13 protein-coding genes are annotated in these 12,924 nt (G+C 42.0%); 9 read left to right on the top strand and 4 right to left on the bottom strand.

Annotated elements, in window-relative coordinates:
* The first annotated feature begins 49 nt into the window (after window positions 1-49).
* Complete coding sequence (locus tag ABLC00_RS17540; protein ID WP_000580165.1) at window positions 50-403, top strand: DUF1304 domain-containing protein; 354 nt, start codon at window positions 50-52, stop codon at window positions 401-403.
* Window positions 404-455: 52 nt separating this feature from the next.
* On the top strand, window positions 456-797 hold the full coding sequence (locus ABLC00_RS17535; protein ID WP_348941003.1) for a GlpM family protein: 342 nt from the start codon (window positions 456-458) through the stop codon (window positions 795-797).
* A gap of 50 nt (window positions 798-847) precedes the next feature.
* Here ABLC00_RS17535 and tenA read toward each other — a convergent pair whose 3' ends face one another.
* A complete protein-coding gene (gene tenA / locus ABLC00_RS17530; protein ID WP_000899420.1) occupies window positions 848-1,522 on the bottom strand; it encodes a thiaminase II in 675 nt (224 codons plus the stop codon).
* 263 nt (window positions 1,523-1,785) lie between these two features.
* Here tenA and ABLC00_RS17525 point away from each other — a divergent pair, with 263 nt between their 5' ends.
* The 3 genes from ABLC00_RS17525 to ssb all read left to right on the top strand — a co-directional run bounded on the left by ABLC00_RS17525 (window position 1,786) and on the right by ssb (window position 5,015).
* The gene (locus tag ABLC00_RS17525) at window positions 1,786-2,868 is read left to right on the top strand and encodes a DUF475 domain-containing protein (RefSeq protein WP_002054048.1); all 1,083 of its coding nucleotides are present in this window, start codon (window positions 1,786-1,788) and stop codon (window positions 2,866-2,868) included.
* A gap of 146 nt (window positions 2,869-3,014) precedes the next feature.
* Complete coding sequence (locus ABLC00_RS17520) at window positions 3,015-4,379, top strand: MFS transporter (protein WP_004711530.1); 1,365 nt, start codon at window positions 3,015-3,017, stop codon at window positions 4,377-4,379.
* A 51-nt stretch (window positions 4,380-4,430) separates the two neighbouring features.
* Entirely contained in the window at window positions 4,431-5,015 is a 585-nt protein-coding gene (ssb, locus tag ABLC00_RS17515; RefSeq protein ID WP_002053972.1) for a single-stranded DNA-binding protein, read from the top strand.
* A gap of 40 nt (window positions 5,016-5,055) precedes the next feature.
* Here ssb and ABLC00_RS17510 read toward each other — a convergent pair whose 3' ends face one another.
* Entirely contained in the window at window positions 5,056-5,379 is a 324-nt protein-coding gene (locus ABLC00_RS17510; RefSeq protein WP_006582481.1) for an AzlD domain-containing protein, read from the bottom strand.
* Window positions 5,376-6,071: an AzlC family ABC transporter permease gene (locus ABLC00_RS17505; protein WP_006582482.1), complete on the bottom strand. Its 696-nt coding sequence runs from the start codon at window positions 6,069-6,071 to the stop codon at window positions 5,376-5,378. Before ABLC00_RS17505 ends, ABLC00_RS17510 begins: the two co-directional genes overlap by 4 nt.
* Before the next feature lie 68 nt (window positions 6,072-6,139).
* On the opposite strand from ABLC00_RS17505, the gene ABLC00_RS17500 reads away from it, so the two are divergent.
* Complete coding sequence (locus ABLC00_RS17500; protein ID WP_006582483.1) at window positions 6,140-6,688, top strand: helix-turn-helix domain-containing protein; 549 nt, start codon at window positions 6,140-6,142, stop codon at window positions 6,686-6,688.
* Window positions 6,689-6,993: 305 nt separating this feature from the next.
* Window positions 6,994-8,436 carry an amino acid permease gene (locus tag ABLC00_RS17495; protein ID WP_006582484.1) on the top strand — a complete coding sequence of 481 codons (1,443 nt, stop codon included), beginning with the start codon at window positions 6,994-6,996 and terminating at the stop codon, window positions 8,434-8,436.
* A 65-nt stretch (window positions 8,437-8,501) separates the two neighbouring features.
* Here the strand turns inward: ABLC00_RS17495 and ABLC00_RS17490 are convergent, their stop codons facing one another.
* Entirely contained in the window at window positions 8,502-10,001 is a 1,500-nt protein-coding gene (locus ABLC00_RS17490) for a PLP-dependent aminotransferase family protein (protein WP_006582485.1), read from the bottom strand.
* 156 nt (window positions 10,002-10,157) lie between these two features.
* On the opposite strand from ABLC00_RS17490, the gene gabT reads away from it, so the two are divergent.
* Both gabT and ABLC00_RS17480 read left to right on the top strand, forming a co-directional pair.
* Window positions 10,158-11,450 (top strand): 4-aminobutyrate--2-oxoglutarate transaminase, encoded by a 1,293-nt coding sequence (gabT, locus tag ABLC00_RS17485; RefSeq protein ID WP_006582486.1) that lies wholly within the window; start codon window positions 10,158-10,160, stop codon window positions 11,448-11,450.
* Window positions 11,447-12,895: an NAD-dependent succinate-semialdehyde dehydrogenase gene (locus tag ABLC00_RS17480; protein WP_002052182.1), complete on the top strand. Its 1,449-nt coding sequence runs from the start codon at window positions 11,447-11,449 to the stop codon at window positions 12,893-12,895. The genes gabT and ABLC00_RS17480 overlap by 4 nt, the downstream gene beginning before the upstream one ends.
* Window positions 12,896-12,924: the final 29 nt, after the last annotated feature.

Genomic DNA, 12,924 nt, shown 5'->3' with positions numbered 1-12,924 from the left:
TCGAGAGACTGATCTTTTTTCATATCTTTAAAATAAAAAGGAAAACTATATGATCGGACAAATTTTAATTGCGCTTATCGCAATATTACATGTCTATATTTTAGTGTTAGAGATGTTTTTGTGGGACAAGCCTTATGGCATGAAAGCCTTTGGAAATAATGCCGAAAAAGCAAAACTCACCAAAGTCATGGCACAGAACCAAGGTCTTTATAATGGCTTTTTAGCAGCAGGTTTATTCTGGTCTTTATTGGCTGATGCGCCATTTGCCACATCAATTGCTAACTTCTTTTTAGGCTGTGTACTGATTGCGGGTATATATGGCGGGCTGACTGCCAGTAAAAAGATTATTTATATTCAGGCAGTTCCTGCATTGATTGCTTTAGTCGCTGTTAATTTTCTTTAAAAAGCGCAAAATACAGCGTTTTGAAATGGAAATAACCAGATAGGATTAGTGCATGTGGGCGTTATTTTTAAAGTGTATGTTAGGGGCTGGGGTTGTCCTTATTATTTCGATTTTATCGAAAAGTAAGGCATTTTATATTGCAGGTTTAGTCCCGCTTTTTCCTACCTTTGCTTTAATTGCCCATGTGATTGTTTTTCAGCAAAAAGGAGCCGAAGCATTACAAAAAACGGCTCTGTTTGGTCTATGGTCACTTATTCCTTATGCCATTTATTTAGTTGCGGTTTACATGCTGGCAACACGCGTGTCGATGTGGTCGTGTCTGGGCTTGGCAACCTTATGTTGGGTGATCGCTGCGGCAGGGTTAATTTATGGTTGGCAATTGTTTCAAATTTAAATGAAAGACTGACCATTTAACGAAGTAAATGGTCAGAGCCTCATCTTATTTTAGATCTGATCTAAACCTAACCATTGTCTTTGATGGTAGGCACTATCCCAAAATAACCACTCAAGTTTTGCACCCATTGTGTAAGCAGCATGCATTTTCTCTAAAGTATCTGCATCACAACGTGCAGCAACTTTGTCTACAGTGGCAATCACATTGCGAACGGCGGTATGAAATTCTTCACCTGCATAGGTATCAATCCATGCTTGGTAAGGGTTGTTAGGAATTGATTTGCTTACAATATCTTTACCGACTTCGGCATAAATCCAGAAGCAAGGTAACAATGCAGCGAGTACAACAGGGTAGCTTTCAGACCAAGCCGTTGCTGTTAAAAATGAAGTGTAATGATGGCCTGCCAAGGTCAGTGGTGTATTTTGAAATTCTTCTTTGGTGACACCAAAATTTTTCATAAAGTCATCATGCAAACTGCGCTCAACCACAATTGCAATTTTAGCTGCATCTGAAAACTGCATAATATCGTCAGCATCAAAGGCTTTTGCTGCTGCAACAGCCAGTACGCGACCATAGGCCACTAAGTATTGAGCATCTTGAATGACATAATGACAAAAAGCTTCTTTATCTAAAGTACCGTTAGCAAGTTCCTGATTAAAAGGCAGGTCGAGAATTTTTTGATATAAATTTAAATTACGTTGCCAGAGTTCTTGAGAAAAAAGCATAAAATCATTCCATTTAAAATTAGACAGCTAACCTCGATTTTAAATCAATTTTAAAATACAAAAATAATAATGATAGATATATCGCAAGAAAATATTTAATACGATTAACAAGTTAATTAAATATTATAAATTTCTTTATTAAACATGAAGATAAAGTAAAGGTAATAACGGCATAAAACAACATCGTTTTGTGGTTAATTATCGATATAATAGCCGCGGTTTTTAATAAAGATTAAATTTAGTTCTTGGTATAGGTCTGATCCATGAAGCATTTCCGATTTTCGATATTTTTTACGGTGGTGTGTTTAGCACTCGCCGCTTACTGGGGTTTTACCCATGGACCTGAAGCTGGCGTGTCGACCATGTTTAAAGCTTTAACTATTACTGCAATTTTAGCTGTAATGGAGGTTTCATTATCTTTTGACAATGCTGTCGTAAATGCATCGGTACTTCGTGGATGGGATCATTTTTGGAAAATGATCTTTTTGACAGTCGGTATTCTCATCGCCGTTTTTGGTATGCGATTGATTTTCCCTGTCTTGATTGTTTCTATGACTGCCGACATGGGCTTTATTGAAGTTGCTAAAATGGCACTCAATGATCCAAAAACCTATTCTGAACGTTTAATGGCTCACCATGCGGAAATTTCTGCATTTGGTGGAACATTCTTATTGTTGGTTTTCTTAAACTTCTTCTTTGATGAAGAGAAAGAAACCCATTGGTTTAGATGGCTTGAAGTTAAATTATCTGACCTAGCCAATGTACCAGCAATGTCGGTTTTTATTGCACTCATCGCATTAATTGTAATGGCGGGCTATGTTGAAGATCATGAGCGTTTAGCTGTAACAATGGCTGGTGTTTGGGGCATTGTGGTTTACATTGGTGTACAAGTTCTTAGTCATTTATTGGGCGGCGAACCTGAAATTGATGAAGATGGTAATGCAGTCATGCAAGACGGTTCAGGCGCTGCTTCTGGTGTGATTAAAGCCGGTTTGGGTGGTTTCTTATACCTTGAAGTGTTAGATGCATCATTCAGTTTCGATGGTGTAATTGGTGCATTTGCCATTACCAGCGACGTTGTCGTGATTATGCTAGGTCTTGCAATTGGTGCAATGTTCGTTCGTTCAATGACGGTTTATCTTGTTGAAAAGGGCACATTAGACGCTTATGTGTTTTTAGAACATGGTGCACATTATGCGATTGGTGCATTGGCTTTCATTATGATTGCAAGTGGTACAGGTTTACATATACCAGAAGTCGTGACAGGCCTCATTGGTGTTGCATTTATTGCATGGGCAGTAATTGCATCTATCCAATATGCAAAACGTGAACAAGAATCGTCTTAAGCTAATTTTCAGTAAAGTTCGATAGAATAAAGAGGCTAAATGCCTCTTTATTTTTTTAAGCCGAAATCGTTATTTTAAATCATCTCTCCCGTATTTTTAGAAACGAATCGGCTTATAATTTGCCTAGTTTGATAACGTGTATTGATATGATGAATGCTTTGGAACGCCGCTCAACTTTTGCTTTAAGTAGTATTTTTGCACTACGCATGTTGGGTCTGTTCATGATTATTCCGGTTTTTTCTGTAGTCGGGCAGTCATATCAATATGCGACTCCAGCACTCATAGGTTTGGCTGTGGGTATATATGGCTTAAGTCAGGCTATTTTACAAATTCCTTTTAGCTTACTGGCAGATCGTTTTAGCCGTAAACCACTTGTAGTATTTGGTCTGCTACTCTTTGCTATTGGCGGAGCAATTGCGGGTTTATCAGACACGATTTATGGCGTAATTATTGGCCGTGCTATCGCTGGGGCTGGGGCAGTTTCGGCAGTGGTCATGGCGCTTTTAGCTGATGTGACACGTGAAGAGCAGCGTACTAAAGCCATGGCTGCCATGGGCATGAGTATTGGTCTGTCTTTTGTGGTGGCATTTAGTCTAGGGCCTTGGCTCACCAGTCTTGTTGGTATTTCTGGTTTGTTCTTTGTGACAACCATTATGGGCTTAATTGCGATTTTGATGTTATTGCTGGTGCCTAAAGTGACCCGCCATCATCGTAATTATCAGCAAGGCTATATGGCACAGCTTAAACAAGTCATTCAAATGGGTGATTTAAACCGTTTACATGTGTCAGTTTTTGCATTGCACTTATTACTGACAGCCATGTTTATTTATGTGCCTTCACAGCTTATCGAGTTTGCGCATATTCCTTTGGCGAGCCATGGTTTAGTGTATTTGCCACTCTTGGTGATTAGTTTATTTTTTGCATTTCCGAGCATTATCATCGCTGAGAAATACCGCAAAATGCGCGGCATTTTCTTAACCGCAATTACAGGCATTATTGCAGGTTTACTATTACTGATATTTGGTTATCAGTCCAAATATGTCTTGCTTGCAGGCTTAGGTATTTTCTTTATCGCTTTTAATGTGATGGAAGCATTATTACCATCTTGGTTATCGAAGTCTGCTCCAATTCAGTCGAAAGCCACCGCTATGGGTGTAAATGCTAGTAGCCAGTTTTTAGGGGCTTTTTTTGGCGGCACACTAGGTGGTCAATTATTGATGTTACATAATACTGCGATTGGATGGAGTGTCTTAGCAGGGATTGCTATAATATGGCTGCTAATTAGTTTTGGTTTAGCTCAGCCGCGGTATTTGTCATCGATTGTGTTGCCATTGCCGCAAGTGCAACAGGTGAATGAGTGGACCACACAGCTATTGGCAATTCGTGGTATTGAAGAAGTTGTGGTGATGCCTGACCAGCAAGTTGCTTATATTAAAGTCGATAAACAGTCTCTTGATGATGCTGCACGACGTGATTTAACGCAGTTGTTTGGTAAAGAGGTAGCCATTTAAGCATAACTCTTATAAAGTAAAACATAGAAATGAATAGGATGAAGACAGCTAATGCGTGGTGTAAATAAGGTTATTTTGGTTGGTACTTTGGGTCGTGATCCTGAAACAAAAACTTTTCCAAATGGGGGCTCGTTAACCCAGTTTTCAATCGCGACAAGTGAAGTTTGGACCGATAAAACGTCAGGTGAACGTAAAGAACAAACAGAATGGCACCGTATTGTTTTGCATAACCGTTTAGGGGAAATTGCTCAGCAGTTTTTACGTAAAGGTTCTAAGGTTTATATCGAAGGTTCATTACGTACGCGTCAGTGGACAGACCAAAATGGTCAGGAACGTTACACTACAGAAATCCGTGGCGACCAGATGCAAATGTTAGATGCTCGTCAACAAGGTGAACAAGGTTTCGCTGGCGGTAATGATTTTAACCAACCACGTTTTAACGCACCTCAACAAGGTGGCGGTTATCAAAATAACAACCAAGGTGGCGGCTACGGTCAAAACAATGGCGGTGGTTATGGTGGCCAAGGTGGTTTCGGTAATGGTGGCAACAGCCCGCAAGGTGGTGGTTTTGCTCCTAAAGCGCCGCAACAACCAGCGTCTGCACCAGCTGATTTAGACGACGATTTACCGTTCTAATCAAAGTTTCAAAAAAGGCGAGTTTATCTCGCCTTTTTTATTATTCAATTCCTAGCAAACGTAGAAGTGCCGTGCCAACAGCGGCCAAACAAATCACCAATAAAAGCGGAACTTTTTTCCAAACCAAGAACAGTGCTAGTGCCACCCCAAATATACGCGCGAAACCTGCGAAATGTTGGCCTTCAAAAAATGTAGTGGTCACCGCAATGGCACAGAGCAAAACGGTTGCGCCATTTGAGAGTAAAACTTGGTATTTTTCAGAAAACGAAAACTTGGCGCCTAAGTGAAAGCCGGCAAAACGAATACCATACGTTCCAAGTGCAAGTAGAGTTATACCTAAAATAATAAGTAACTGTTGACTCATTTCTTTCTACCCCATATTAAGCCAAAAAGCGAAATCAGAATTGGAAGCCCTGAGGCTAAAAAAGGTGTAGTCATCAGTGCTAAAGTTGATCCGGCAAATGCAGCTTTTCGAGTCGATTTATTCTTTAAAGCATTAAAAGTAAGAGCAATTAAAATGGCAGGAAAAATGGCATCTAAACCAAATGTTTTTGGGTCTGGAATAGCACTCCCAATAAAATAACCTGCAGTGACACCCAGTGGCCAAGTCAGCATAATGCCTATACCACACAACCAATAAGCAGCTTTTTTTGTCTCGAAGTCAGGTTGTGCCATGCCAAACAAAACGCTTTCATCGTTCATGATGTGAGACCCAAAATACTGAGAGAATTTGCCTCGGATCAGTTCATTGACCGCAATGCCAAAAGGTAGATGTCTTAAATTGACGAGTAGTCCTGCAATTGCAGCCGCAATTGGACTACCACCTACCGCCAAGAATCCAATAAAGATAAATTCAGCAGTTCCTGCCAGCACAAATACGGACAGGCAAAGTGGAATCCAGAGTGCTAAGCCATAACTTGCAGCGAGTGAACCTAAAGACATACCAACCACGCTGGTTGCTAGACACACAAAGAAAATCGAGCGAGTAGTGTCTTTACTAAGTTTTTTAATCAGAGAGTATGTAGACATAGCATGATATAACGAACGATTTTCCATTATAATGAATAAGTCTGATTGTTTTGTCAAAACGAACGATCGTTTTTTTTATAGAACGGGTGTGGTGAATGTCTCAGCCAATTGAAATTATTGCCAAAGGTTTAGCGCGTGAACGTCAAAGAGCAGGGCTTTCATTGGCAGAGGTTGCGCGCCGTGCAGGTGTTGCCAAATCTACACTTTCTCAATTAGAGGCAGGGCAAGGTAACCCTAGCATTGAAACTTTATGGGCACTTTGTGTTGCACTCAATATTCCATTTGCACGTTTAATGGAAGAACCGAGCAATCAAGTGCAAGTCATTCGCTGTGGTGATGGGCCAACGGTGAGTTCGGAGATTGCCAATTACAAAGCAATTTTGTTGGCGACCTGTCCACCCCATGCACGCCGAGATGTGTATTTATTGATTGTTGAACCGGGTGAAGATCGACTTTCAGAACCACATCCGGTCGGTTCTGTCGAACATATTATTGTGGTTGAAGGTAAAGCTTTGGTGGGTTTAATTGATGAAGCGGTTGAGCTGGGAGTTGGTGATTACATTTGTTATCCAGCCGATCAAAAGCATATATTTAGGGCCTTGGAAACAGGCACAAAAGCGTTATTAATTTCTGAACAAAACTAAAGTATTTCAAACTGCTTAAAATAAAAATTAAAAGCTATTTAGCCTCACTTAATACAAAAAGGGCCAATTTTGCGTATAAATTTTGCAATTGGCTCTCTCTTTTATTACAAAAATGGCTCTCGTTTCTTGAGAGCCGAAACGACAAATTAAAGCCATTGGAAGTATGCATACGGAAGCGCCGGATAAGCTCAGTGAATTTTCTGTTTTAGGAGTTGAGCAGAACGGCTAAATTTTTAGGGGATATTTTTTGGCTTCGGAGGATTTCCGAGACTAGCCGATATCCTCCATATATTAAGGAAAATGATATGGCAGCTCATCAAAATGGTTCTGAAGCCAATCACTCCCAAAGTTTAAAACATGGACTTAAATCACGCCACTTAACCATGATCTCGATTGCTGGGGTTATTGGTGGCTCTCTCTTTGTTGGCTCAGGCAGTATTATCTACAACACCGGTCCGGTGGTTTTTCTAACTTATGCTTTAGGTGGTTTACTCGTTTGGTTCATCATGCGTATGTTAGGCGAGATGGCCGTTTTAAATCCCGACAGTGGCTCTTTTTCAACTTATGCGGATCGTGCGATTGGTCGTTGGGCAGGGTTTTCAATTGGTTGGTTGTACTGGTGTACGCTGGCAATGCTCATGGGCTGGGAAGCTTATGTAGCAGGAAAAATTTTAAATAACTGGTTCCCGTTTATACCGATCTGGGTCTATATGACCGTGGTGATTGGTGCACTAGTTGCTGTTAATTTACAAAACGTCAAGAACTATGGTGAATTCGAGTTCTGGTTTGCACTCATCAAAGTTATCGCGATTGTTGTTTTCCTTGTGATTGGTAGCTTAGCGATCATGCATTTATGGCCTTGGGGCAATCCGGCTGCATCTGGTATTAGTAACTTAACTTCTCAAGGCTTTATGCCAAATGGCGGTTCATCAGTGATTACCGCCTTGCTTGGGGTGATGTTCGCCTATATTGGCGCTGAAATTGTGACTGTAGCAGCAGCAGAGTCGGCAAATCCATCTAAAGAAATTCGTAAAGCTTCAAACTCGGTGGTTTGGCGTATTATTTTATTCTATGTTGGTTCAATGTTCGTTGCGGTATCTTTAATTCCTCACAACAATGAACTTTTGAAAGATTCTACTTGGGGAACCTATAGCGTTACGTTGTCTGCGCTTGGTATTCCGGGTGCGCGCCATATCGTAAACTTTGTGGTTCTAACCTCGGTATGTAGCTGCTTTAACTCAGCACTTTATACGTGTTCACGTATGTTGTTCTCATTATCTAAACGTGGTGATGCACCGAAAAGTTTTGGTTCTGTAAACAGTAAAAGTAGTCCGTGGGTGGGCGTAATTGTGTCATGCTTCTTCTCTGTAATTGCCGTGGTTTTAACTGCAACTAAGAGTATGGATGTGTATGACTTTTTCATGCTAACAACAGGTGCAGCAACACTATATGTGTACTTAACCATTGCTTATTCTCAGCTTCGTATGCGTAAAAAATTAGAAGCTGAAGGCGTGAAAATTGACTTTAAAATGTGGATGTTCCCTTACTTAACTTACGTGGTGATCTTTGCAATTATTGGTGCAATTCTTACCATGTTGATTGAAGGCACCTATTTTAAAGAAGTGATTTACACTACAGCGCTATTCGGCATTATTGTGTTCTTCGGATTGTTGTCTGAAAAACTGGGTTGGGGTAAAGAGCGTAGAGCGACTCATTTAACTCATAGCCATGAAGAAAAATTAGTTTAAATTTTTAAATAAAAAAAGAGCCTCACTGTGAGGCTCTTTTTGTTTGTCTTAATATGGAAGAATCTTTAATTCAGCGTAGGTACGCCTGCTTCACGTAAGCATTGGAGCAAGACGCCAAAAGCCATCACCATGTCTTTTTCATTTACACAAGCAAAGCCCATGAGCAGTCCACGTTCGGCATGTGCATGTGACTGCATGTAGTACTGAGACAGTGGACGAACTTTAACGCCACGTTCAAGCGCAGTCGCCGCAATCGCGACATCATCACAACTGTTCGGCAGTTTTAAAACCAGATGTAACCCTGCTGCTTCGTCATATTCATGAATAAATTCGGGGCCAAGGTAGCGTTGAATTAAACTCACCAAGTAATCACGGCGTTTACCATAGAGCAGGCGCATACGGCGAATATGCGCTTCATAATGGCCTTCACGAATAAATTCAGCGAGAGCCTTTTGCTCAAGCAAGTGCCCACCACGGTAAAGCTCAGCTGCGACAATACGTAGCGGTGAAAATAGCGGCTTAGGGACGACCAAATATCCAATTCTTAAGGATGGATAAATGGTTTTACTAAACGTGCCCATATATAAAACAGGTGCGTTATTTTCTAAGCCTTGCAAAGATGGATAAGGCTGACCCGAGAAACGGAACTCACTGTCATAGTCATCTTCTACAATCCAGCTATTGTGCTGACGTGCAATTTGAATCAATTGTCTGCGACGATCAAGGCTTAGATGTGAGCCAAGCGGATATTGATGTGATGGTGTGACAAAAATGAGTTTAGGCGGTACTGTCGGATTTTCTTCAGGAATAATGCCTTCAGCATCGACAGGCATAGGCTGAATGTCGAGGCCATTAATTCGTAATGTATTACGCATTCCCCAATAGGCGGGATCTTCAATCCAGACTTTATCTCCCATATCACTCAGTGCACGTGAGACTAAATCAATCGCTTGATGAATGCCTTCGGTAATAATAATCTGGTCTGCATCGCACTGAACTGAACGCGCAACACGTAAGTAATCTGCCAACGCACTTCGAAGCTCTATACAGCCACCAGCGTTGCTATAAATCAGGCGGTTAATGTCCGGCTCGCGACTTAAGCGTGCTTGAATACGGCTAAAAATATGATGAGGAAACTCGGTAACATCGGGTGCTCCCGGAACAAAAGCACCCCATTGATGTGGCGAGGCTGCGGCATATCCTAATAAATTTGAGCCACGTTGTGAGAGGGCGTAAGAACTTTGAACATTTGGGCTAGAAACTACTTTTTTCTTATTTTGTGTATTTAAAAAACTCTCTGGTAACTTTTCGGCAACCCAAGTGCCATGTCCTGTCCGCGCTTCTAAGTAGCCTTCAGCCTGTAGTTGTTCGTAGGCGCTCAGCACCGTATTTCTTGAAACATGAATTTCACTGGCTAAGTCGCGTGATGCAGGTAGACGAGTCTTCGGCTGGATGACTCCATCAATAATGGCACCACGCAGGCAACGGAAAAGGCGTTGATGTAGTTTCCCTTCAGTGTCCTGTTGGAGTCGTTGCAGCAAATGATCTCCAAGTAAACTACGCAATTGGCTCTCTCCTACAGTTAAAAAGTGGCTCTCGTCAGTTGGCGTCAGACGAGCGAAATTACATGCATAGGCAGTCGTTGTAAAGCACCCTGAAAATTAAGCACAGGATGCAAGAAACCAAAGCTGCAACTGATGATGAAAATATGAGGGAATCAAATGGATAATCAACATTCTGCACTTAACGCACGTAAACAGCAAGCAACTCCACGTGGTGTAGGCGTGATGTGTCAGTGGTATGCGGAAAAAGCTGAAAATGCCACGCTTTGGGACAAGGAAGGCAACCAATTTATCGATTTTGCTGGTGGTATCGCGGTTTTAAATACAGGCCATCGCCACCCTAAAGTGATTGCAGCGGTGACTGAGCAACTTACTAAATTTACGCATACTGCCTATCAAGTAACACCATATGAAAGCTATGTGGCTTTAGCTGAGCGTATTAATGAACGCGCACCAATTGCTGGTCCTGCAAAGTCAGCTTTTTTCACTACGGGTGCAGAAGCAGTTGAAAATGCGGTGAAGATTGCTCGTTCTTATACAGGTCGTCACGGCATTATCACTTTTGGTAACGGTTTCCACGGTCGTTCATTCATGACCATGGCAATGACAGGTAAAACTGCGCCTTACAAACGTGATTTCGGTGTGATGCCAGCGGGTGTGTTCCATGCGCGTTACCCAGTACCTGCTAAAGGTATTTCAGTAGACGCAGCAATTGAAAGCGTTGAAGATATTTTCAGTGAAGATATTGCACCACATGACGTAGCAGCAATTGTACTTGAGCCAGTACAAGGTGAGGGCGGTTTTAATGTTGTGCCAGCCGAGTTCTTAAAACGTTTACGCGCAATTTGTGACAAACACGCTATTTTACTTGTTGCTGATGAAGTTCAATCTGGTTTTGCGCGTACTGGTAAATTGTTTGCGATGAACCATTATGAAACTAAAGCAGATCTCATCACGATGGCAAAAAGCTTAGGCGGTGGTTTCCCTATTTCGGGTGTTGTGGGCCGTGCAGAAGTCATGGATGCACCAAACCCGGGTGGTCTAGGCGGTACTTATGCAGGTAGCCCGATCGCAGTTGCAGCTGCACATGCCGTGATTGACGCGATTGAAGAAGAAAACCTATGCGACCGTGCAAATGAGTTAGGCGCCGAGTTAGTTGCTACGCTTAAAGATATTCAACAAGCAACAGGCGACGTGGTCACTGATATTCGTGCATTAGGTTCAATGGTTGCAGTAGAACTTGAAACGGCTGAACAAGCAAAAGTTGTACAAAACTATGCAATGGAAAACGGGTTGTTACTTCTTACTTGTGGTAAATACGGTAATGTAATTCGTTTCTTATATCCATTAACCATTCCTGCTGAGCAATTCCGTCAAGGTCTTGATATCTTGAAACAAGGTTTTGCGACACTAAAAGCAGGTAGTGCAAAAGCAATGGAGCAATCTGCATGATTCAAAATAATTTGCAGTATTTATTAAAACATCCTGATATTTCATTAGAAGCACCTGCATCAAATGACTATATCGAGGTGAATGATGCTGCTACGGGTGAAACTTTGGCATGGGTGAAAACCTATGACCGCGCAGGGGTTGAAGCTGCAATTAACCGTTCGGCAAAAGCGCAAGCTGCTTGGAAAAAGCAAACTGCCTTGGCGCGTGCTGATGTGTTATTGGCATGGTACAACCTCATGCTTGAGCACAAAGAAAATCTGGCACAGATTTTAACGGCTGAGCAAGGTAAACCATTAGCAGAAGCACGTGGTGAAATTGGTTATGCAGCTTCATTCATTCGCTGGTTTGCCGAGCAAGCTCGCCGTATTGATGGTGAAGTGTTAACACCTACTCAACCAAATCAACGTCTGCTCGTAATTAAACAAGCAATTGGTGTTACCGCTGCCATTACGCCGTGGAACTTCCCGGCTGCCATGATTACGCGTAAAGCAGGTCCAGCGATTGCTGCAGGTTGTTCTATGTTGGTTAAACCAGCAGAACAAACGCCGTTAACCGCTTATGCACTTGAAGTATTGGCGTTACAGGCAGGCTTACCAGCCGATGTTTTAATTAACATTAGTGGTGATGCGGTTGAAGTTGGTAAAACCCTATGCGAAAGCGATATTGTTCGTAAGTTAAGCTTTACTGGTTCAACACAAGTTGGCCGTATCTTGATGCAACAATGTGCGCCAACCATTAAAAAGCTTTCACTTGAACTCGGTGGTAACGCGCCAGTTGTGGTATTTGACGATGCCAATCTTGAACAAGCAGTTCAGGGCATTATGGCAAGTAAATATCGTAACAGTGGTCAAACCTGTGTGTGTGCTAACCGTATTTATGTTCAAGACGGTATTTATGATGCGTTAGCAGAGCGTTTGGTTGAAGCCGTATCTAAGCTTAAAGTTGGTGATGGCCGTCAAGAAGGTTCAACTCAAGGCCCTTTAATTGATGAAGATGCAGTTGCAAAAGTTCAGTCTCATATTGCAGATGCAACTGAGAAAGGTGCAACAGTTCGTATCGGTGGGCAGCGTTCAGCACTTGGCGGTACATTCTTTGAACCGACTGTGTTAACTGGCGTAACACAAGACATGAAAGTGTCTAAAGAAGAAACTTTTGGTCCGCTTGCACCACTGTTCCGCTTTAAAACTGAAGATGAAGCAGTGGCAATGGCGAACGATACCGAGTTCGGTTTAGCTGCTTATTTGTTTACTCAAAGCACAGCTCGTCAATGGCGAGTGGGTGAGGCACTTGAGTACGGTATGGTCGGCATTAACACGGGCGCGATTTCAAACGAAGTTGCTCCGTTTGGTGGCGTAAAACAGTCAGGTCTAGGCCGTGAAGGTTCAAAATTCGGCATCGAAGAATATGTCGAAATGAAATACCTCTGCGTAGACTTATCTGAGTAAGGAACAAAGCGGGTTCGTTTTGTTCTGAA

It is taken from the genome of Acinetobacter nosocomialis, assembly GCF_041021905.1.
GTDB lineage: Bacteria > Pseudomonadota > Gammaproteobacteria > Pseudomonadales > Moraxellaceae > Acinetobacter > Acinetobacter nosocomialis.
Note: the sequence above shows the minus strand (reverse complement) of the source record. Positions and strands in the feature narration are given on the sequence as shown.

Excerpts from the sequence above, each read along its gene's own strand:
- tenA (WP_000899420.1), bottom strand. The coding sequence starts at position 1,522 with ATGCTTTTTTCTCAAGAACTCTGGCAACGTAATTTAAATTTATATCAA.
- ABLC00_RS17525 (WP_002054048.1), top strand. The coding sequence starts at position 1,786 with ATGAAGCATTTCCGATTTTCGATATTTTTTACGGTGGTGTGTTTAGCA.
- ABLC00_RS17480 (WP_002052182.1), top strand. The coding sequence starts at position 11,447 with ATGATTCAAAATAATTTGCAGTATTTATTAAAACATCCTGATATTTCA.
- ABLC00_RS17510 (WP_006582481.1), bottom strand. The coding sequence starts at position 5,379 with ATGAGTCAACAGTTACTTATTATTTTAGGTATAACTCTACTTGCACTT.
- gabT (WP_006582486.1), top strand. The coding sequence starts at position 10,158 with ATGGATAATCAACATTCTGCACTTAACGCACGTAAACAGCAAGCAACT.
- ABLC00_RS17500 (WP_006582483.1), top strand. The coding sequence starts at position 6,140 with ATGTCTCAGCCAATTGAAATTATTGCCAAAGGTTTAGCGCGTGAACGT.
- ABLC00_RS17505 (WP_006582482.1), bottom strand. The coding sequence starts at position 6,071 with ATGGAAAATCGTTCGTTATATCATGCTATGTCTACATACTCTCTGATT.
- ABLC00_RS17520 (WP_004711530.1), top strand. The coding sequence starts at position 3,015 with ATGATGAATGCTTTGGAACGCCGCTCAACTTTTGCTTTAAGTAGTATT.
- ssb (WP_002053972.1), top strand. The coding sequence starts at position 4,431 with ATGCGTGGTGTAAATAAGGTTATTTTGGTTGGTACTTTGGGTCGTGAT.
- ABLC00_RS17495 (WP_006582484.1), top strand. The coding sequence starts at position 6,994 with ATGGCAGCTCATCAAAATGGTTCTGAAGCCAATCACTCCCAAAGTTTA.
- ABLC00_RS17540 (WP_000580165.1), top strand. The coding sequence starts at position 50 with ATGATCGGACAAATTTTAATTGCGCTTATCGCAATATTACATGTCTAT.
- ABLC00_RS17535 (WP_348941003.1), top strand. The coding sequence starts at position 456 with ATGTGGGCGTTATTTTTAAAGTGTATGTTAGGGGCTGGGGTTGTCCTT.